Origin of the sequence: Glaciecola sp. XM2, assembly GCF_018595715.1 — a bacterium.
Classification (GTDB): domain Bacteria; phylum Pseudomonadota; class Gammaproteobacteria; order Enterobacterales; family Alteromonadaceae; genus Glaciecola.
In genome coordinates this window covers 260,488-280,115 of record NZ_JAHEOJ010000028.1, presented here as the reverse complement: position 1 = coordinate 280,115, position 19,628 = coordinate 260,488, and the positions used below count along the sequence as shown (strand labels likewise).

Sequence of the window (19,628 nt, the reverse complement as noted above, 5' to 3'; positions counted from 1 at the left end):
TAGTGTGGGGATTCCCCATGTGAGAGTAGCACATCGCCAGACTCCCATACCAAGCCCTAGCATTATGCTGGGGCTTTTTTATTGCCTGTAATATTTTTTCTTAGTAGTCGGTTTGATTATCATAAAAAGTCCTACATACAAGCTGAGCGACCCGTTCATTAAATTTTCGCGTTCGAGTAACGAAAGATAGAAAAACTTAGGGATTCAATGGTACTCTTTCATATAATTTAAAAACATGTATTTATAAGAGTAAGGGTTTTTAATGAACTTACCTAGTGTCTTGCGTTTTGCTTTATTGGCAGGTATATACATTTTTCCAACCGTTGGCTATGCAAATGATGATGTGAATCAATTTATCGAGCAAGTCGGCGTGGTTGTATATGATTGCCCTGCTGATGAATATAGGGAGCAGCTCGATCAATATTTGGCATCTGATGCCATTACGACGCAACAGCGTTTCCAATTAACAACACTTCTTTCTCATTATCAAAATTGTAACGGTCAAGGTACTCAAGCATATGAAGTATTAACGCAATTGATAGAGGATTCTCGAGCAACAAAAGACGCTCAATATTACGCATCGGCATATTATCAAATTGGGTTCACCTACGATGTCAAAGAAATGCCAGAGCGCTGCGAATATTATGCTGAAGCGCTACGATTGGCAGTTAATAAATTTCCTGATATCGAACTCAGTGCGAAACTAGGCTTGATTGTAAATGCTTGTCCAAATACTGGCTATAAAACGGAAGGAGAGAAACTAGCTGCGCTATTTGCTACAGTCGAGGAATATTCAGGTTCCGAAAATCACCGCGCCTTAGCACATATACACAATAATATTGGTTTGTATTTTGGTAGGCAATATCAACAGGTATTAGCCGCTGAGCAGTTTCTAAAAGCTTATGAGATAGGCTCAAATGTTTATACCAGCTCTAACCGCCTATCTATTCTGATTAGTGCCTTGTCAGCGTTACTTGCTAGCGGTCAGTATGATCGGGTCAAAGAAGCGCTAGAAGAGTTCGAAAGGGTCAATCAAGAGGTAGACACAACGCTAACCAACTTTTGGTATTACTTGGCTAAAACCGGTTATCACTACCGAGTAGGCGAGATTGCAGAATTGGAGGAAGCACTCGTACCATTTGGTGCACTTGTAAAAAGATTCAATAACGCTTTCTATAATGGTATTCATGGTTGGTATAGCGCTGTGCCATGTTTAGTAAGAGAAGACCTTGTTTGTTTAAAAGCGTTTGTTGAAAATGAGGGTAGTTTGGTACGGCCCCAGAAGCCGTATGCAAATTATGAATACTATAAATTTATGATGCGAAGTTATTTATTGCTGGGAGATACTGAGGCCGCAAAGGAAGCGTTTGAGCTGATCGTAGATAGATTAGATACTATTAGACAAAACAATGAACAGTTCACGAGAGTTTTGGGCATTGCCAATTTATACAGTCAAATCTATGTGCTGGAAACTGAAGTTGAGGCCGCAGAACGAAGACGAAAGCAAATCATATACACGTTGATAGTGATTTCAATCATCATGCTATCAATCGCTGCGTTTTTTTGGCGAAAACGTCATTTAGCGACGATGGCTTTAGATCCAGTCACTCAAGTATTAAATAGTAAGACCGCTATAAACCGCATAATGAACGTAGACAAGCCTAGCCAAGATAAAACAAATGCCTTAGCCATTTTTGATCTTGGTAACTTTAGAGAAGTTAATCGCCAGGTGGGTTCTACAAAAGGTGACTATGTCCTTAGAAAGATTGCTGAAACCCTATCGAAGGTAACGCGAGACTCAGATGTCTTAGGTCGGTTTGCACCAGAGCAATTTATTTTATGTTTATGTGACATTGAAGAAGACTCTGCAAAATCCTTTTTTGAACGTGTTCAGACTGCATTAGAAAATACGTTTTTAGATGGCCAGCACGGTGTGGATATTAGTATTCGTTCTAGCATGAGTATATATATATCAAATGACAACTTTCACGATCTCGACACCGTGTTAGATGACATGTTGTTGTCCCTTAGTTTAAATGGGTCCAAATAGTCTGAAATCAGCGCTAATAAAGCCTTCTTAAGACGCACTCGATCCTCTTACCTCTAAGGGACAGTGTTGCAGCAGGCTTTTTTCTTCTCGGATGCCTAAAAACATTTTGGCAGCGGCTTTTCCGCGATCAAAACTAGACTGTGTAGGGCTAGTCAATGCCGGTGTAGCGTCTTGTCCTTCGATGGTATTGTCAAACCCTATCACCTTTAACTTATCAGGGACCGGTATCCCTAAATCCTTCGCCGCTCTTATAGCATTGAGCGCTAAACAATCTGTCATGCAAAGTAAAACATCAGCTTTGTCATTTTGCTTCAAGATGTACTTAGCCGTTTCATAAGCGAGAAAGCTATTATTATTAGGAATGCTCCAAATGTTTGAGTGTGGTAGCGCTACACGTTTTTGTTTAAAAGCACTTCGATAGCCTTTGAGTCGTTCAAGCATAATGTTTGTTGGGTCCGTTTTCATAGCAGCGTCTTTGAGGCTAACAGTGGTTGAAGCATCAGCGATATTCAGACCCAGAATGACAACCTTCCCAGAGAACATGGTCAATGCGTGGTGAGCGCAATCATATGCCGCTTTGCGGTTATCGATATTGATAGTGGTAGAGCGTTTCAATAGACAATCTATCGCTATAACTGCTTTTTTATAATGAGCAAGTTCATCAATTCTATCTTGTGGAATCCATTGGTAAACAATGAAACCTTCCACAAAGTTTACAATATGTCTTAATGTTTGATCTGATGATAAAAAAAGCAGATTGTAATGATGCTTATCAAACACATTTGATAGACCTTGTAACATGTAGTGACTGACCGGATCAGATAGTAAAAAGTTAGTAGGATGTGGCGTGATCACGCCAATAAGCTTTGTTTTGGCGGTGCGTCTTTGGCGAAACTCAGCTTGCGGCCCACTGTACCCCATGCTTTTGCATGCCAATAGAATATCTTCCCGTAGCTCCATTGATAGCTGCGATGGGCGATTAAAGGCATTTGAAATAGTAGCACTGGATACACCTATTTTTTCTGCTACTTGTTTAAGTGTTAGGGGCCTTGCTCGTTTAAAGGTCATAAAAATCCGGATAAAAACCGATTTCGTAATTTAAACATAGCTGTTTTTTCGATATTTGCACGCTGTAGAAAGCATGCAAAATGCCTTTAGGATTAACTTACATGATAGTTATGACAATCAAATTGGCGAGAAATATACAAAGTGCTAAAAACCTCAGCGACGACAGCCTAGTGACTGCGGTGTTTTGACATAGCCATTGAGGACAGTGTTTTTAATGTCTTGCCTAGTAAGGTGCTATGAGTTACCTCTAACAGTTCATCAACTTCCAGCAGTAATTGGCGGGTTTTCTCGTCACCGAGTTCTTTGCAATGCTCGGCGAGCTCACTGACCTCAGCTCTTAACTCGTGCAACTTATTGTCTATATGTTTCATACGTTCTCCTATAGTCGCTAAATTACGCTTTTTTTTAAAATTTAAAATCAGTCAATTTCGCAAATGCTGAGCTTTTAATTCGAAAAAAATTGATTATTTTATTCTAGATATATTAATTAGTTTGCTTACGAAGCTTTCCTACATAGGCTAAACTCTCGTTGCAGATTCAAACTCATGAAAATAAGGTTGTAGTGATGGTGCAAGGTGGTTTAAGCAAAATGCGAGTAAAGGCCGATGAACAGGGTCGTGTTAGCTATGTTTTACCTGTGGGTGACAACGATGTGGAAATGAATCCGCTAATAGGCAGGCTTGTAAAGCTTGAGAGCACCGGCGTGATCAAGTGCGTTCACTGCGACAGAGTCACAAAAAAGAGTTTTAATCAGGGATATTGTTATCCATGTTTAATTAGCCTCGCGCAATGCGACAGTTGCATAATTAAACCAGAACAATGTCATTATCATGAAGGCACTTGTAGGGAGCCTGAGTGGGGGGAAGCGCACTGTTTACAGTCACACTTTGTCTACCTAGCAAATACGGGTGCTGCTAAAGTGGGCATTACGCGTCATGCAGGCGTTGGTATTTCTTCGCGATGGATAGACCAAGGAGCATCGGCGGCATTGCCTATTTTTAGAGTCTCTGAACGTAAGCTGAGCGGCTTGGTTGAAACGGCTCTTGCTAAACATATCAGTGATAAAACGAATTGGCGAGTAATGTTAAAAGGCGAAATACCCACTATCGATTTAGCACAAGTGAAGCAAGAGTTACTTGAAAAGGCATCTTCAGAACTCCTTGAGCTCGAGCAGACTTATGGTTTGCAAGCGATATCGGCTATGGAGTCAGAGCAACTCGATATCTCCTACCCAGTAACTCAATACCCTGAAAAAATTAAATCCATTAACTTAGACAAGACGCCAGAGTTTAGTGGCACACTGTTGGGGATTAAAGGCCAATATTGGATGCTCGACGGCGATCGCGTGATCAATATGCGCAAGTACGCTGGGTATCAGGTTAGTCTTAGTTACGAGTAAAATGGGTCTTCAAACTATTTGTTTGGTTGAGATAAAGGCTGGATTTCAACCGGCAAACGATTGCTGGCTATGGATTTTGAAAAGCGGGCGCCTACTTTGGTTAATTAAACCAATGACTCATATGTGAAAGAAGACATTTTGTAAATGCATTACCTGAACATGTGTCAATGCTCATCAAATAATGACTTATTTCTGATGTACTTTCGCATGTAATGGTAAGTGATTGGCCTGAGTATCCAACTGTGTAAAGATTTAAAAAAGCGCTCGTGGGTAGGTGTGTTTTCATATATCTGATCGTCATGCAGCCACAGCATTTTGCCAACATGCCAAAAATAATAGGGAAATGGCGGCATAAAGGTCACTATGTCCAAATCACAGCAAATACGGTAGGTCTTGTGGTGTAAAAGATAGTTTTTGTACCATGAGCGACTGCCCACAGCAGGTTGGCCAAAGGTCACCACGCGTTTAACAGCTTTGGCATTTTTTCTTTCAAAATAATCGGCCATTAACACAGCTACTGCACCGCCTGTCGAATGTCCGATAAATGTGAAACGTTTTCCTTCTTGTCGCAGAGGCTCTAACACTTTTACGAGTAGTTCTCGCAATGGCAGTGCTTGGTCAATATTCTTTGTGCTTGAATACATTGGTTGACTGATTAGTCTGCTAAATCCCCAGTGAACATAGAATTGCTGATCCATTTGTTGGATCTTTGTGGGTAGAAATACCAAGTTTGCCAACCAGTCTCTAATACTCAATGAACCTCTAAATACTACGATGGCCTCTTTTTTATTCTCCATCCACAGAATTCTTACGCTCATCTGGCCATATTTGTCGACTAATTGACGTTCGTGAAATGGTTTTAGTGCAAGATTGTATTTTGCATCAGCGTCTGGGTAGGCGAGTTGGCATAGAATGGCATATCGCTCATATTGATAGCGTTTCAGCTTTTTCATGGCAAATTGTAGCAACTAACTTTGTGCCGCCTTTCGAACAAAACGAAACCACAAATTTTTATATTAATACAAAGAAACTATATCGTTTTTGTTTCAGTGATATTACGGTTCTTATGTTCTCATGTTAAAACAGAAAATCAGTTGGTATGCCAATAGCCGATAAGCACTGATTTTAGTGCAAAAAACTGTTTAGTGCAGGTTTATGTATTTGGCAGCAGAGCTAGACCTGGTGGGACTCGCCTATGAGCCGGAACACAATTTTTGGAATCGTTTATTATAGAATGGTACCAGAGGCCGGACTTGAACCGGCACAGTATTACTACCGGCGGATTTTGAATCCGCTGCGTCTACCAATTTCGCCACTCTGGCATCGTGGGAAGTGCTTCTTTCGAAGTTGGGCATTATAGCTATATGCATCTGTGTATCAAGCATTATTTACAACTCAATGGTTTATTTGTAGACATGCTGAGCGCTCTGTTGCTTCGCTGAATTAAAATAATGATACACTATCGTTTTGATTAATCTCCTAGTAAAAAGGTAAATGAATGAATTCAAACGTTTCATCGCGGGCTGGCTTTTTTCGACGTTTAGCGGCTATGGTATACGATACGTTAATCGCTGTTGCAATTGGTATGTTGTCTGCCCTAGTCTTTATTGCGATTTTAACAGCATTATTGGAAACAGGAGTGTTGCCCAAGCTAGGATTTGAACATGTAAGTGACCTAGTGCAACAAAACTGGGTGTACAAAACCGTTATTCAGGTTTGGGTTGTATGTTGGGTGAGCACGTTTTTCCTTTGGTTTTGGAAGAATGGGGGGCAAACCTTGGGCATGCGCGCGTGGCGTATTCGTATCTTCAATTTAAAAGAGCATGAGCCTGTAGGGTACAAGCGCCTCTTTATAAGACTCATAGGCTCTTTGGGCGGCTTAGGAACGTTGCTTGTGTTGTTAGACTTTAAAAATAAGCTAGCCTTACAAGACAGACTGACTAACACCGAAGTGCTCGTGTTAACTAAAGAAGAAAATCACCATAGAGCTTGGTAGTTACTGACGTTTGAGTAATATCGCTGAAATCATCGCGAACAGTATACTGGGAATAACCGCACCTAATATCGGTGGCAACTGAAATACTAAGCTAACTTGTCCAAAGACCTCATTTGAAATGAAGAACCCGAAACCCGCAAGCACACCCATAATAGTTCTTGCGCCCATAGTGACGCTTCTTAACGGGCCAAAAATAAAAGACATTGCTAGCAACAGCATTACCGCGACTGAAAAGGGTTGGAATATTTTCCGCCACAGTGCAAGCTCATATCGTGAGGCATCTTGTCCGTTGTTTTCAAGGTAACCTACGTAATCTAACAATCCGCGTATCGATAGCGCCTCAGGTTTTATTGCGACTATGCCTAATTTGTCAGGTGTTAAACTACTGTCCCATTGAAGTTCTGGCAATGATATTCGGTCTATTTGCCTTTCACCAAAATCCATAATCGTGACATCGGTGAGGATCCAGTTCCGCTGGGTGAAGTCGGCAGATTGCGCTGTCATGATTTGCGTAAGATTGAGGCTGTCATCAAATTTGTAGACTTCAATATCTCTTAAACTGTCTTGGTCTATCACTTGTGAAATACTCACAAAGTCATTGCCATCTTTCGCCCAAGTGACATTATCTGACGAGAGTACACTTCCTCCCGACAGCGCTTGGGTTCGAAGTTCTTTCGCTTTTGTCTCGCTTGGTGGCGTAATAAACTCACCAATTGCCATCATCGCTATAATGATAAGCACAACCGATTTCATTGATGAGAGGGTGATGTTAGTTCTGCTTAAACCAGAGGCCTGCATAACAACAAGTTCACTACTTTGTGCCAATAGCCCCATGCCGATGAGCGCCCCTAACAGCGTTGCCATGGGTAAAAACAGCTCAATTTCTCTCGGAAGACTCAAAAATACGTACAGCGCGGCAATGGTCATATCGTAATCGCCTTGACCGATACGACGTAATTGCTCCACAAACTTAATAAGAGCGCTTAAGCCCACCAACACGCTTAAGGTAACGGCAATCGTGCTTAGCAATGTGCGTGCAATGTACAAGTCTATAATTTTAAACATGTTTTTGCCTCAAGAACATTTGCCGTAATACGACTCCGGTTTTGCGATCTCGAGCAATTAGCCCTATTCCAACCAAGAGCATTACAACGTGTACCCACCACAACCCAAGAAAACTAGGTAAATTCCCATCTTCCATGATGCGACGAGAGGCAAGTAACAGCAAAAAATAGCCAAGATAAAGCAGTAGTGCCGGGAACATTTTGCCGAATCGGCCCTGTCTAGGGTCAACAGCACTTAATGGCACGGCAATTAGCACTAAAAAAGGTAAAGATAGCGGTATCGCTATTCGCCATTGCAACTCAGCTGATGCCTCAATAGTGTCCATTTTCCAAAGCTCAGCAGTAGAAGCTGCAACGAGTTTACGGCCTTCTTGCTCTCGGTTCGGTGGTGTGATTGTTACCGTATACTCATCAAAGTTGACGATTTGATAATTGTTTTCATTGCGTTTTCCATCATATTGGTTACCGGCCGAAAGCACTAAGGTTTGCTCTCCAAACGCACTTTCTTGAATGCGGCCTTGCTCTGCATAAATAAGATGTACGCCATCGTTATCTTTTGTGCGCTGAGATAAAAAGACTTTTTGTAGGTTATCTGATTGAGTGTCGTGAACAAAAATCACCGCTTTACTATCGCCCGTTTGCTGAAATCTGCCTGGCACTACTGCTGCAATACCAGAGCTAGCAGCAGCATCTTCTTTCAATTGGTATTCTTTTTCTAACGCGAGGGGGGCTAAGTATAGGGTCACAACAGCGGTAATAGCTGCAATTACTAGCGAAAAGAAAAGTGTGACACGAGTCACGTACCATTCGCTTACACCGCACGCCCTTAACACGGTCATTTCACTTTCAACATACATCCGTCCATGAGCTAACATCACGCCTAAAAACAAGCTGATAGGCAATACTAAGGATGCTAGTACGGGGCTATATAAGGTAATAAAGCCCACGATGAGGTCTGCTGGGACATTACCGTCGGTTGCGTCGCCCAAAACACGCACAAATCTCAAAGTAATGAAAATAGTCATTAGTATGAAAAATACGGCGATCTGTGATTTAAAGGTTTCTCGCAGGAGATATCTAAAAATAAGCATTCTGGCGTCTTTCTTTTTTTATAAAATAGTCGTTTTTGGTGGCAAGGCGGCAATATTTCAGTAAACTTAGCATTTGTATATGTTTTAGTTAATTATTGCCCTTTGGTTTGTGAAGTGTAGCACATAAAAATCCGCTACATATAGGCAAACAGCGCTTAAGTATGCGAGTTGCTGAGGTTCATGAACAAAGTTTCTAGTTTGGGCAACATCATAATGAAAAGGGGATAACATGGAATTTGGCGTAAAAAGCGGCAGTCCGGAAAAACAGCGCAGTGCATGTATCGTCGTAGGTGTATTTGAGCCTCGACGTCTTACACCCGTTGCAGAGCAGCTCGATGAAGTCAGCGAAGGTTATATTAGTAATCTAATTAGGCGCGGCGATTTAGAGGGTAAAGCTGGACAGATGTTGTTGCTCCACCATGTTCCGAATGTGCTAAGTGAACGAGTGCTATTGGTCGGCTGCGGAAAGGAGCGCGAGTTAAATGAGCGCCAGTACAAACAAATTGTTGCGAAGACGATTCAAACCCTTAACGAAACCGGTTCGATGGAAGCGGTAAGCTTCTTAACCGAGTTGCATGTTAGAGGACGTGACACATATTGGAAAGTGCGCCAGGCAGTAGAAGCAGCAAACAACTCTGTTTATACCTTTTTGCAGCTTAAAACGAAAAAAGGTGAACCTCGTCGTCCACTACGTAAAATGGTCTTCAACGTGCCTACACGAAGAGACTTAACGTTAGGCGAGCGTGCCATTGAGCATGCTCAAGCAATTAGCGTAGGTGTGAAAGTTGCCAAAGACGTGGCGAATATGCCCCCGAATATCTGCAATCCCAAGTATTTAAATGAACAGGCAGCATCGCTTGTTGAGCAATACGATACCCTGTCATTAGAAACTATTGGTGAAGCTAAAATGGCTGAGTTGGGCATGAACTCATATTTAGCCGTCGGGAGAGGCTCAGCAAACGAATCCATAATGACCATTATTTCGCATAAGGGCGCGGCCGATGACCAAGCGCCCATTGTGATTGTGGGCAAGGGCATTACCTTTGACTCTGGCGGTATTTCCATTAAGCCAAGTGAGGCTATGGATGAAATGAAATATGATATGGGTGGCGCAGCCGCTGTATTAGGTCTGATGCATTCTGTCGCAGCGCTAAACTTACCCTTAAACGTGATTGGCATACTCGCAGGTTGCGAGAATATGCCAGATGCTGATGCTTATCGTCCAGGAGACATTATAACGACCATGTCTGGTCAAACCGTCGAAGTGCTGAATACTGATGCAGAAGGACGCATGGTGTTATGCGACGCATTAACCTACGTAGAGCGTTATGAACCTGATACGGTGATTGACGTGGCAACCCTTACGGGCGCTTGCGTCATCGCTTTAGGTAAGCATGCTACCGCAGTATTGAGCTCACACAACCCGTTGGCCCATGAAATTATCAATGCATCAGAACAGAGCTCTGATAAAGCTTGGAGACTTCCGTTGTGGGATGAATATCAAGAGCAAATTGAGAGTCCCTTTGCTGATATGGCAAATATAGGCGGTAGACCAGCGGGCACCATTACCGCGGCATGCTTTTTGTCTCGGTTTACTAAAAAGTACAACTGGGCGCATTTAGATATTGCCGGTACAGCATGGGTAGGCGGAGCAAGAAAAGGTGCTACAGGTCGACCTGTGCCGATGCTAACGCAGTATCTTATGAACAAAGCCAATATTGCGCTAGACGAATAGTTAGCGTTATCGATGCGAGTTAGTTTTTACGAGTTACCCAGCAGCGTTGGCTCAGATTATGAGGCTCTGATTTCTCATGTGGGCGAGCTATTACTTTCACACTATCAACGCAAGCAATATTTAACGTTGATTTGCAAAGATAAAGCGCAAGCAGAAGCAGTGGATGAATACATCTGGCAACAACCGGCTGAGCACTTTATCGCCCATAACCTACTGGGTGAGGGCCCTGCAAATGGCTCTCCGGTTGAAATTACTTGGAAGGATGCAATAGACACATCTGTGGTGCGCAACAAAAAACTTGTCATAAACCTCTCACAGACTTTTCTGCCCCAATATGCCGCGTGGCAGCACTTGGTGGATTTTGTACCAAGTGATAGTGAAGAAAAGGCGAGTGCCCGAGAACGTTATAAACAATACAAACAAGCCGGCTGTAGCATGGCGTTTGTGAATGCAAATTAAAGAGACAAATCTCAATGGATAAAACATTTAACCCAAGCCAGATTGAACAAGCCTGTTACCAGCATTGGGAATCAAAGGGTATGTTTAGCCCTTCTGGCCATGGTGAGCCATATTGTATTTTATTACCGCCACCAAATGTGACGGGCAGTTTGCATATGGGCCATGCATTTCAGCATACCATCATGGACGCATTGATCAGATATCGCAGAATGAAAGGCGATAACACGCTTTGGCAATGCGGAACGGATCATGCTGGGATCGCGACACAAATGGTCGTTGAACGCCAGCTCAATGCACAGGGCAAAACTCGCCATGATTTAGGTAGAGATAAATTCGTTGAGCGTATTTGGGAATGGAAAGAAGAATCTGGCGGCAACATAACGCAGCAAATGAGAAGGCTAGGTGCCTCTGCTGACTGGAACCGTGAAGTATTTACCATGGACGACAATCTCTCTGAAGCGGTTCGTGAAGTGTTTGTTCAACTGTATGATGAAGGCTTAATTTACCGCGGCAAACGATTGGTCAACTGGGATCCTGTGCTACTCACTGCGGTTTCAGATCTGGAAGTGGTTAACGACGAAGAAGATGGTCATATGTGGTACATGCGCTATCCATTAAGTGACGGCTCTGCTTCTTTAACCGTGGCTACTACACGACCAGAAACGATGCTAGGCGATACAGCGGTAGCGGTGCATCCAGATGACGAACGTTATCAAGATTTTATTGGTAAGACCATTACTTTGCCATTAACGGGTCGAGAAATCCCTATTATTGCTGATGACTATGTCGACCCTGAATTTGGCACCGGGTGCGTGAAAATTACCCCTGCTCATGATTTCAACGACTATGATATGGGCAAGCGACATGATTTGCCCATGATTAATATTCTTGATGATGAAGCACGCATTAACCAAAATGCGCCGGCTGAATATCAAGGACTCGATCGTTTTGATGCGCGTGATAAAATAGTCAAAGATCTCGAAGCTGCAGGTATATTGGTTGAGACTAAACCTCACAAGCTGAAAGTACCGCGTGGTGATCGTACCGGTGTGATCATAGAGCCTTATTTAACCAACCAATGGTATGTGGCCGTTGAATCGTTGGCTAAACCTGCCATCGCAGCAGTAGAATCTGGCGAGATCAAATTTGTACCTGAAAACTGGAGTAAGACTTACTATCAGTGGATGAATAACATTCAAGACTGGTGCATTTCTCGACAACTTTGGTGGGGCCACAGAATCCCAGCGTGGTTTGACGAAGATGGTAAGGAGTATGTCGGTAAGTCAGAAGCAGAGATTCGCACCAAATATGGTCTTGCTGATAACGTCGCATTAAAACAAGATGAAGATGTGTTAGATACATGGTTTTCTTCAGCTCTTTGGCCATTTGCAACTATGGGTTGGCCTGAAAATACCAAAGAGCTTGATACCTTTTTGCCTTCTTCTGTGCTTGTTACCGGCTTTGATATCATTTTCTTCTGGGTCGCCAGAATGATTATGATGACGAAAAAGTTTACCGGTAAAATCCCGTTTAAAGAAATCTACATTACCGGTTTGGTAAGAGATGAAAACGGCGACAAAATGTCAAAGTCAAAAGGCAACGTACTCGACCCAATTGATGTTATTGACGGCATTGGCTTAGACGCTCTCATTGAAAAACGTACAACTGGCATGATGCAACCCAAGCTCGCGGCTAAGGTGACTAAACAAACTAAGCAGCAATTTCCAAATGGCATCGATGCGTATGGAACAGACGCCCTAAGATTTAATTTTGCTGCCATGGCATCCACAAGTCGCGATATCAACTTTGATATGAGTCGAGTGGAAGGCTATCGGAATTTTTGTAATAAAATTTGGAACGCAACGCGCTTTGTTTTAATGAACACCGAAGATTTCGATACCGGCAACAAAGGTGGTGAACTTGCGTTTAGCCCATTTGATAGATGGATATGGTCTCGCTTTGAAAGAACCGTAGCGCAGTTTGAAGCGCACGTCGCCGATTACCGATTCGATTTAGCTGCCAATACGCTTTATGAGTTTACTTGGAATCAGTTTTGCGATTGGTATTTGGAACTAAGCAAACCAGTCGTCAATAGCGACGCAACTTCCGAAGCACAAAAGCGAGGCACCCGTTACACTCTCATTAATGTCTTAGAGCAGCTTATGCGGGTGATGCATCCATTCATGCCATTTATCACCGATGAAATCTGGAAAAAGATTAAGCCCCTTTCCGCAAACACAACGCAGGTGCCTAGCATTATGTTAGACAGATTCGTGTCGTTTGAAGCATCTATGCTTGATGAAAGCGCTGAACAAGAGATTGAGTGGGTCAAATCATTTGTGGTGGGTATTAGAAACATTCGTGGCGAGATGGATATTGCGCCATCTAAACGTTTACCCGTGTTGCTAAACAATTTGAATGATGTTGATCGTCAACGCTTAGAAAATACTCAGCAGTATTTGACGATGCTCGCAAAACTCGAGTCTATCGAGATATTAGAAAAGACGGATGAAGCACCTGCATGCGCAACTGCTTTAGTGGGAGAAATGGAAATCATGATCCCCATGGCTGGCTTAATTGATAAAGAAGCAGAATTGGCGCGCTTGAAAAAAGCGGCGGATAAGCTTGTTGCTGAAGTGCAGCGTACAGAGGGTAAACTAAACAATCAAAACTTTGTGGGTAAAGCTCCTGCACAAGTCATTGATAAGGAAAAAGCAAAGCTTGCAGACGCGCAAATGCAACTGTCAAAAATACAGGAACAACAAGCGGCAATTGCTAAGCTATAGGTAGGTAATGATACGATTCGCTGAGGCAAACATATATGCCTCAGTGGTTCGCGATATTGCGGCATTTAGATAGGGCGTTTACGGGCGCCCACCCATCAATTTCAATGTGACTTTTTCATTGAAATTCGTAGATGGAAGCCCTACTATATGAACTGTTTGACGCGACCATGCGTTCACAAAATTTGAACTGCGTAAAGCTTGATGGTCGCCGCGCAGTGTATTTTTCAAACTTTCAACATTGAAGGAGAAGCAATATGTATTTACCCGCCCAGTTTCTCCCGATCAACACCCGTAAACCAAAACCTGTTCAACGCAAGGCGGTAAGCTTTGATAAAGCAGAAAGCAACCCAAATAGCGCCCAGCAACCGGCTAGCTCTGGGGTCTTGCTTTATGATAAGCGAGAGGGGGAAGATAGGCGAAAGCGAAAGACAAAAGTGCTGTTAGATACTCGCTCTGGGCGTGACCGACGCTACGAGAAAAATATCGACAGAATCGACGTAACTGCCTAAGCGGACCGGTTACCCAAATAATAAAGTAGATGCGATTTATTCGCCCTCATAAGCATCCTCGTCAAACTCACCATCTTCATAATCAATAGCGTCGTCACCGACATAGTAAGTTCCCCAACCGTCATAATGCACCTTATTTTTATCTGCCAAGGCAAGCAGTGTATCGGTGTCTTTATTAAACGCCTCTAGATTTAAGTGTTTTTCAACAATAGCATCGAAGCAAAAGACTGTGCCGCCATCATCAAGTACTAGCTCTTCTGCATCCGTCACTTCAAACCCAGCTTTGAATACTTCCACCGCAGCTTTTTCCAATATATCAAAATCTTTGCTCGCAAAATGATGCTCTATGATGTGCGGCTGAGAAATATCGCTGCCGTCGAGAGTTAGCGCTTCGATAGTTTCTTCGTTAAACTCATACCACGCTTGCTTGTCATCATCATTCATTATTTTTCTCTCCTAGTAACCTTTTTACTCATAGCGGCTGCTTCTTCAGTTAATGCTTTATATTTTTCTGTAATGATCTGTTCAAACTTCTGTGCCACTTGCTTGGCATTGTCGTTTTCATCGAGTGTGACAGGATCCATTACTTCAACAATCACCGTGCCGTTATTCCAGCGGTTAAATTTGATTGTGTTGTGATTATCACTGGCACAGACCGGGACAATTTTAAGTCCCGCATCAATTGCTAATCTAAATGCGCCAGTCTTAAAGGGCAGTACTCCTTTCCCGCGGCTACGCGTACCTTCTGGAAACATCCAGATAGATAATCCTCGCTTGCGTGCTTTGCGTCCAGCCTTGGCTAGTGTGTTTCTCGCTTTACCTGAGTCATTGCGGTCAATCATGATATTGCCAGAGAGCCAATAGATAAGGCCAAAAATGGGGATCCATTTAAGGCTTTTTTTACCAATAGTGACCACGCCAGGCATTGCTGCATGGCTTACCGTAACCAAATCCCACGTGTTTTGATGATTGGCGATGAACACATAAGAGGTGTCTTCTTGAAATTTTTCTGATACCCGAAAATCGAGCTTCACTCCCAAAATTCTCGCCATAGAGCTATAAACGATTCCCGCAAGGTGCACATTATTGCGATGCATAGGCCTAACAAGAAAAGCGATGATCAAGAATAAATTAGCAAGAATAAAATAGACAAACAGTACGATTGCTCGTAAAACTCCAAGCACAATTGGTCCTAGAAAATTAAGATGCGTCGATTATACGCAGTTTTAATATAGAGCAAAGCTGATCAGTAAATATATAAGCATATTGGCCGATATATTAAGCATAATTGATAGAGAGCGGCGACACGTTTGGTATATGGCTACATTTATTCCTGAAGAACTAGAACAAGACATCCTTTCGGATTTAAGCGAAGAGATTCATGAATTGCACGAAGCAAGCGAGCAAACGCTTATCGAACTTGAGTTAACGCCTCTTGATAATGAACTACAACGTGCGTTGTTTCGCTCTGTGCATACCATTAAAGGTGATTTAGGCCTGGTTGGCTTTATGCCTATGATTGAAGTTTTGCAATATCTAGAGGATATTCTGGATTTATTGCGAAAAGGCGAAGCAACGTATACAAGCTTACTTAGTGATTTAGTGCTCAAGTTAATGGATAGAGTCTCTGGCTTTGTGAGCGATTGCATTAAGCACGGCAAGACCGAGTATGACAAAGTTGCACTAGACAACACAATTGCCGTAATAAAAACGATTTCAGCGAACAATCAAGCAGACCATGAACGGCTATTACAAAAAGCGGTAAATTGTTTGACTGAAAGCGCATCATCGGGAGATAAGGATGCTGAGAGCGCCAAAATTGAACTGGCAAAAACAGGCGTTCCAAAATCACTTTCCCCTGAAAAACAAGATGACTTGCTTTTCTTTAGAGAATTAATGAAGCCTATTGAAAAGCGAGCTGGATATAAAGAAGGGCGTGGAGATAGATTAGCAGTTTTGGCCTTTTACATTAATGGCCTCTGTGACGAACCTCTTGAAGAAGACCAGCTTGCTGTTGCCTGTTATGTGCATGATTTTGGATTGGCGTTTATGCCAAATAACTTGGTAACGAAAACCGAAGCGTTAAGTGCTATGGAATCAAATTTGCTGCGTTCACATGTGTATAAAAGTACACGTCTCATTGAGCATTTAAACGCATGGGATGAGGCTAGAAAGATCGTTATGCAACATCACGAGAATATCGACGGAAGTGGCTATCCATTGGGCCTTACTGGCGATCAAATATGTGAGGGGGCTAAGTTACTCGCCATTTTAGACCGATTTGATAATTTAACGCATGTTTCTCAAGATGGCGCACAGCCGCTAAGCCAAGCCGAGGCAGTTATTGCGGTAAATAAGAACTATAAGGGGCAGCTTAGTCAAAAGTGGCTTCGCTTGTTCAATCAAGGCATGACCAAATACTTGAAACAATAGGGCGCCACGCGCTATCTAGTAGCCCCGCGTAAAATCATGCACGTAGCGCAACTCTTCTTGACGTGCGAGACGGTCCAAGTTGTCTAAAAAGACTTCAAATACTTTTTCTGGTTTAGACACCGCAGCGCTATGGTTGGTGATCATGCAGTTTGGAGCGTCATAAAGCGCACTGTTTGAATCAAGTGGTTCTTCAGGAAATACATCTAACACAGCTGCCTTAATTTGCTTGTTTGCAAGTGCATTAACAAGCACTTGGTCACTACGTAATATGCTACCGCGACCGGCGTTAATAAAAACAGCAGTGTTTTTCATATGGGCAAAAAACTGCTCGTCACATAAGCCTATGCTATTCTCGGTTTCGGGCAATAAGTTAACGATATAGTCACTGGTTTGGGCAAATCTTAAGATGTCATCAGTGCTGTAATAAGTCGCAGAGGAAAGGTCCCGTGAGCTTCTGCTAATGGCATTTATATGCATACCAAAGGACTGCGCTATGTGAGCCAACGGCATGCCAATACTACCAAGCCCCATGATCCCCAATGTTTTTGCCTCTAGTGTTGTAACATCTAAGGTATGCCACTGCCGGCGAGACTGAAGCTCTAAAAAGTCGGGTATGCGTCTTTGAAAATGAAGTATGTAAGCCATTACATATTCACGCATTTGTGCTGAGAAGATCCCTTTTACACCTGTCAGAAGATAATCACGCTTTGCGTGTTGCTGAAGTTTGTTATTGCCAGCCCAAGTGGATTGTAACCACATCATCGCTTTGCATTGGTCGATAAATTTTGCGGCAACGTCTGGCTCTGATAAAACAATATTGGCATGTTTGAGCACGTCTTCACTAGGCGCAGGACCGCAATATATCAGCTGGTAGCTGGGTAAACTATCTTTGTATTGTTCATACAGAGATTGGTAAATAGCGTGATCGCGACTTACGATAGCAAGATTATGCAAGTGCATTTCCTTCATTTTTATTGGGATTTAGTAGTACAGGATTTACGGTAAAAGCCGATAAAACTAATTCAACCGAAGACTGAATGAGGTTCGCATATTTTATGTTCGATTTCACTATAAATGGCATTTTAAACGCAAGTCTTGGGAATGTATTTAATGCCTTTTGTCGTCCTGAGTTGATAATGAGGTGGTGTGCGCCGGGCAACCTGTCAGTCTCTCAATTTCACTCGCAATTTTCTACCGGTGGCAATTTTCAAATGGTGTTGCAGTCTCCAGATGGTTTTCAGCAAACCGTTGTCGGCACTTACCAAGATATTAAACCCAACCAATTTATAAGCTTTACTTGGCGTTGGGAAGATACCAACGATATCACCAAGGTTGAGATCTGCTTCTCTGCTCGCCCTAGCAAGGATGTGAGTATTCAACTTACCCAACGTGGGTTTAAGCGCGAACAAGACATGCTCCAGCAACAATTCAGCTGGTTAGCGTGTTTTGAAAAGCTCGCTATGGTCACAAGAGAGTCGGCTACCAATTATGTAGGTGAGTTGCATCAACAGTATGTAGAGCAAACTCCCACACTTTCACCGTAACGACGTTATTGAAAAACTGATAAGAAGAGCAACGAACCTCAACTAGTTCATTGCTAGCATGATGCGTTTGTTGTTGTTGAGCAAGGCAACCTGTTGGTCAGCGATAAGCATAAATTTATCTTTTTCTGCCTTATCGATAGGTCGAGCTTCAGGCAGTTCGACGGTGCGAGGATTGCGATGCACACCATTCACTAAAAACTCATAATGTAAATGCGCTCCAGTTACCATCCCCGTTGAGCCTAAGTAGCCAATCACTTGTCCTTGTTTCACCCATTCACCGACTTTTACCGCACGACTTTTAAAGTGCAGGTACTTTGTTTGATAGCGCTCGCCGTGTTGAATAAACACATGGTGGCCATTAAATCTATCATAAGCTGCACGTACTACTTTGCCATCGCCTGCTGCCATGACGGGAGTGCCTACTGGCGCAACGTAATCCACACCACGATGTGGTTTAATGCGTTTTTGCACAGGGTGAAAGCGTCGAGGGTTAAAGTTAGAACTTACATGAGTAAAACTAACAGGTGCTCGTAAAAAGCTTTTGCGCATGGAGCGCCCGTCTGGTGTGTAATAGTTGCCATCTGTATATTGAATGGCGGTGAATACATCGCCCTGATTGATGAATTCAGCTGCAACAATGTCACCATAACCTACAAATTCACCGTCAACATAATGTGCCTCATAGGCCATGTTGAATGAGTCGCCTTCTCTAATTTCTTGCGCGAAATCGATATCCCAGCCAAAAATTCCGGCCAGTTGCATGATTTTGTTATCTGTCAGCCCGGCTTCTATGCCCGCATTCCAAAAGCTGCTGTCGATAGTGCCTTGTGCAAAGGCTAATGATGTTTCGACCTGTTTGGTATCAATTTTACTCAAAAAACCTTCATCACTTTGCTTAATGACTAAGGTTTGTGTGTTGTTTAGTGGGTACTGTAAGGATGTTAGCTGGCCAGCTTCATTTATTTGTAAATACAAATTGTCGCCAGTCTTAATTTTTCTAAGGCGTTTGGCGTCATCACCTGCTTGCGTTATGTTGTACGTGACTCTTGCTGATTGCCCGTGTTTAGATAAAATTTTGGCTAGCGTATCACCGCGAGCAACTTTATGGGTAATGTAGTCATCAGGTTCGAATGCTTGAGCGTCAGATGAAGACGCGTTGTGAAACGCAGGCATCGGCAGCTCATAGGCAACACCGGGTTCTAATACGACAGCGTTAGCCAATTTTGACGCTTTAGCGTCATCAGTAGGGCTCAATAAAATGATAACCAGCAGCGCACAGACGCCTAACAAGGTGAGTCTATGAACTTTCGGTAGATGTTTTATTGTATTGTGTATCATACGCTCGTAAAATATCGGTAATTTCAATTTAAGAATATAACGATTTTAGTCTCGTTTCCAGTTTAAAGGTTCACTTTACCATATATAGCTATATCGGCTTAAACCATGGTTTCTTCATGCCTGACTGAGACAGCCTTTAATACTCTTTAAATTCAG

Annotated in this window: 18 protein-coding genes and 1 tRNA gene; 9 read left to right on the top strand and 10 right to left on the bottom strand. The window is 42.8% G+C overall.

Going from position 1 to position 19,628, the window contains the following annotated elements:
• The first annotated feature begins 262 nt into the window (after positions 1 to 262).
• Positions 263 to 2,050 carry a GGDEF domain-containing protein gene (locus KJ365_RS16710; protein ID WP_214452811.1) on the top strand — a complete coding sequence of 596 codons (1,788 nt, stop codon included), beginning with the start codon at positions 263 to 265 and terminating at the stop codon, positions 2,048 to 2,050.
• Positions 2,051 to 2,077: 27 nt separating this feature from the next.
• Here the strand turns inward: KJ365_RS16710 and KJ365_RS16705 are convergent, their stop codons facing one another.
• The gene (locus KJ365_RS16705; protein ID WP_214452810.1) at positions 2,078 to 3,118 is read right to left on the bottom strand and encodes a LacI family DNA-binding transcriptional regulator; all 1,041 of its coding nucleotides are present in this window, start codon (positions 3,116 to 3,118) and stop codon (positions 2,078 to 2,080) included.
• 167 nt (positions 3,119 to 3,285) lie between these two features.
• Complete coding sequence (locus KJ365_RS16700) at positions 3,286 to 3,489, bottom strand: hypothetical protein (protein WP_214452809.1); 204 nt, start codon at positions 3,487 to 3,489, stop codon at positions 3,286 to 3,288.
• A gap of 194 nt (positions 3,490 to 3,683) precedes the next feature.
• Here KJ365_RS16700 and KJ365_RS16695 point away from each other — a divergent pair, with 194 nt between their 5' ends.
• On the top strand, positions 3,684 to 4,517 hold the full coding sequence (locus tag KJ365_RS16695; protein WP_214452827.1) for a DUF2797 domain-containing protein: 834 nt from the start codon (positions 3,684 to 3,686) through the stop codon (positions 4,515 to 4,517).
• A gap of 164 nt (positions 4,518 to 4,681) precedes the next feature.
• On the opposite strand, the gene KJ365_RS16690 is transcribed toward KJ365_RS16695, so the two are convergent.
• The gene (locus KJ365_RS16690; protein ID WP_214452808.1) at positions 4,682 to 5,470 is read right to left on the bottom strand and encodes a lipase family protein; all 789 of its coding nucleotides are present in this window, start codon (positions 5,468 to 5,470) and stop codon (positions 4,682 to 4,684) included.
• A 282-nt stretch (positions 5,471 to 5,752) separates the two neighbouring features.
• Positions 5,753 to 5,839 (bottom strand) — tRNA-Leu (locus KJ365_RS16685).
• Positions 5,840 to 6,015: 176 nt separating this feature from the next.
• Between KJ365_RS16685 and KJ365_RS16680 the strand changes: the two genes are divergently transcribed.
• Positions 6,016 to 6,513: an RDD family protein gene (locus KJ365_RS16680; protein ID WP_214452807.1), complete on the top strand. Its 498-nt coding sequence runs from the start codon at positions 6,016 to 6,018 to the stop codon at positions 6,511 to 6,513.
• On the opposite strand, the gene lptG is transcribed toward KJ365_RS16680, so the two are convergent.
• On the bottom strand, positions 6,514 to 7,578 hold the full coding sequence (gene lptG, locus KJ365_RS16675; RefSeq protein WP_214452806.1) for an LPS export ABC transporter permease LptG: 1,065 nt from the start codon (positions 7,576 to 7,578) through the stop codon (positions 6,514 to 6,516).
• Positions 7,571 to 8,668 (bottom strand): LPS export ABC transporter permease LptF, encoded by a 1,098-nt coding sequence (gene lptF / locus KJ365_RS16670; protein WP_214452805.1) that lies wholly within the window; start codon positions 8,666 to 8,668, stop codon positions 7,571 to 7,573. Before lptF ends, lptG begins: the two co-directional genes overlap by 8 nt.
• Before the next feature lie 229 nt (positions 8,669 to 8,897).
• Between lptF and pepA the strand changes: the two genes are divergently transcribed.
• From pepA to KJ365_RS16650, 4 genes are all read left to right on the top strand, one after another.
• Positions 8,898 to 10,403: a leucyl aminopeptidase gene (pepA, locus tag KJ365_RS16665; protein WP_214452804.1), complete on the top strand. Its 1,506-nt coding sequence runs from the start codon at positions 8,898 to 8,900 to the stop codon at positions 10,401 to 10,403.
• A 12-nt stretch (positions 10,404 to 10,415) separates the two neighbouring features.
• On the top strand, positions 10,416 to 10,862 hold the full coding sequence (locus tag KJ365_RS16660) for a DNA polymerase III subunit chi (RefSeq protein WP_214452803.1): 447 nt from the start codon (positions 10,416 to 10,418) through the stop codon (positions 10,860 to 10,862).
• A 14-nt stretch (positions 10,863 to 10,876) separates the two neighbouring features.
• Entirely contained in the window at positions 10,877 to 13,648 is a 2,772-nt protein-coding gene (locus tag KJ365_RS16655) for a valine--tRNA ligase (protein WP_214452802.1), read from the top strand.
• A gap of 254 nt (positions 13,649 to 13,902) precedes the next feature.
• Complete coding sequence (locus KJ365_RS16650; protein ID WP_214452801.1) at positions 13,903 to 14,157, top strand: hypothetical protein; 255 nt, start codon at positions 13,903 to 13,905, stop codon at positions 14,155 to 14,157.
• A gap of 36 nt (positions 14,158 to 14,193) precedes the next feature.
• Here the strand turns inward: KJ365_RS16650 and rraB are convergent, their stop codons facing one another.
• Both rraB and KJ365_RS16640 read right to left on the bottom strand, forming a co-directional pair.
• Positions 14,194 to 14,601: a ribonuclease E inhibitor RraB gene (gene rraB / locus KJ365_RS16645; protein ID WP_214452800.1), complete on the bottom strand. Its 408-nt coding sequence runs from the start codon at positions 14,599 to 14,601 to the stop codon at positions 14,194 to 14,196.
• Positions 14,601 to 15,341, bottom strand: coding sequence for a 1-acylglycerol-3-phosphate O-acyltransferase (locus tag KJ365_RS16640; RefSeq protein WP_214452799.1), 741 nt, complete (start codon positions 15,339 to 15,341; stop codon positions 14,601 to 14,603). Before KJ365_RS16640 ends, rraB begins: the two co-directional genes overlap by 1 nt.
• Before the next feature lie 133 nt (positions 15,342 to 15,474).
• Between KJ365_RS16640 and KJ365_RS16635 the strand changes: the two genes are divergently transcribed.
• Positions 15,475 to 16,590 (top strand): HD domain-containing phosphohydrolase, encoded by a 1,116-nt coding sequence (locus tag KJ365_RS16635; RefSeq protein WP_214452798.1) that lies wholly within the window; start codon positions 15,475 to 15,477, stop codon positions 16,588 to 16,590.
• A gap of 15 nt (positions 16,591 to 16,605) precedes the next feature.
• On the opposite strand, the gene KJ365_RS16630 is transcribed toward KJ365_RS16635, so the two are convergent.
• Positions 16,606 to 17,544, bottom strand: a complete 939-nt coding sequence (locus KJ365_RS16630) for a D-2-hydroxyacid dehydrogenase (RefSeq protein ID WP_214452797.1) — start codon at positions 17,542 to 17,544, stop codon at positions 16,606 to 16,608.
• Between the two features lie 101 nt (positions 17,545 to 17,645).
• Here KJ365_RS16630 and KJ365_RS16625 point away from each other — a divergent pair, with 101 nt between their 5' ends.
• Positions 17,646 to 18,134, top strand: coding sequence for an SRPBCC family protein (locus tag KJ365_RS16625; RefSeq protein WP_214452796.1), 489 nt, complete (start codon positions 17,646 to 17,648; stop codon positions 18,132 to 18,134).
• Between the two features lie 42 nt (positions 18,135 to 18,176).
• Here KJ365_RS16625 and KJ365_RS16620 read toward each other — a convergent pair whose 3' ends face one another.
• The gene (locus KJ365_RS16620; RefSeq protein WP_214452795.1) at positions 18,177 to 19,472 is read right to left on the bottom strand and encodes a peptidoglycan DD-metalloendopeptidase family protein; all 1,296 of its coding nucleotides are present in this window, start codon (positions 19,470 to 19,472) and stop codon (positions 18,177 to 18,179) included.
• Positions 19,473 to 19,628: the final 156 nt, after the last annotated feature.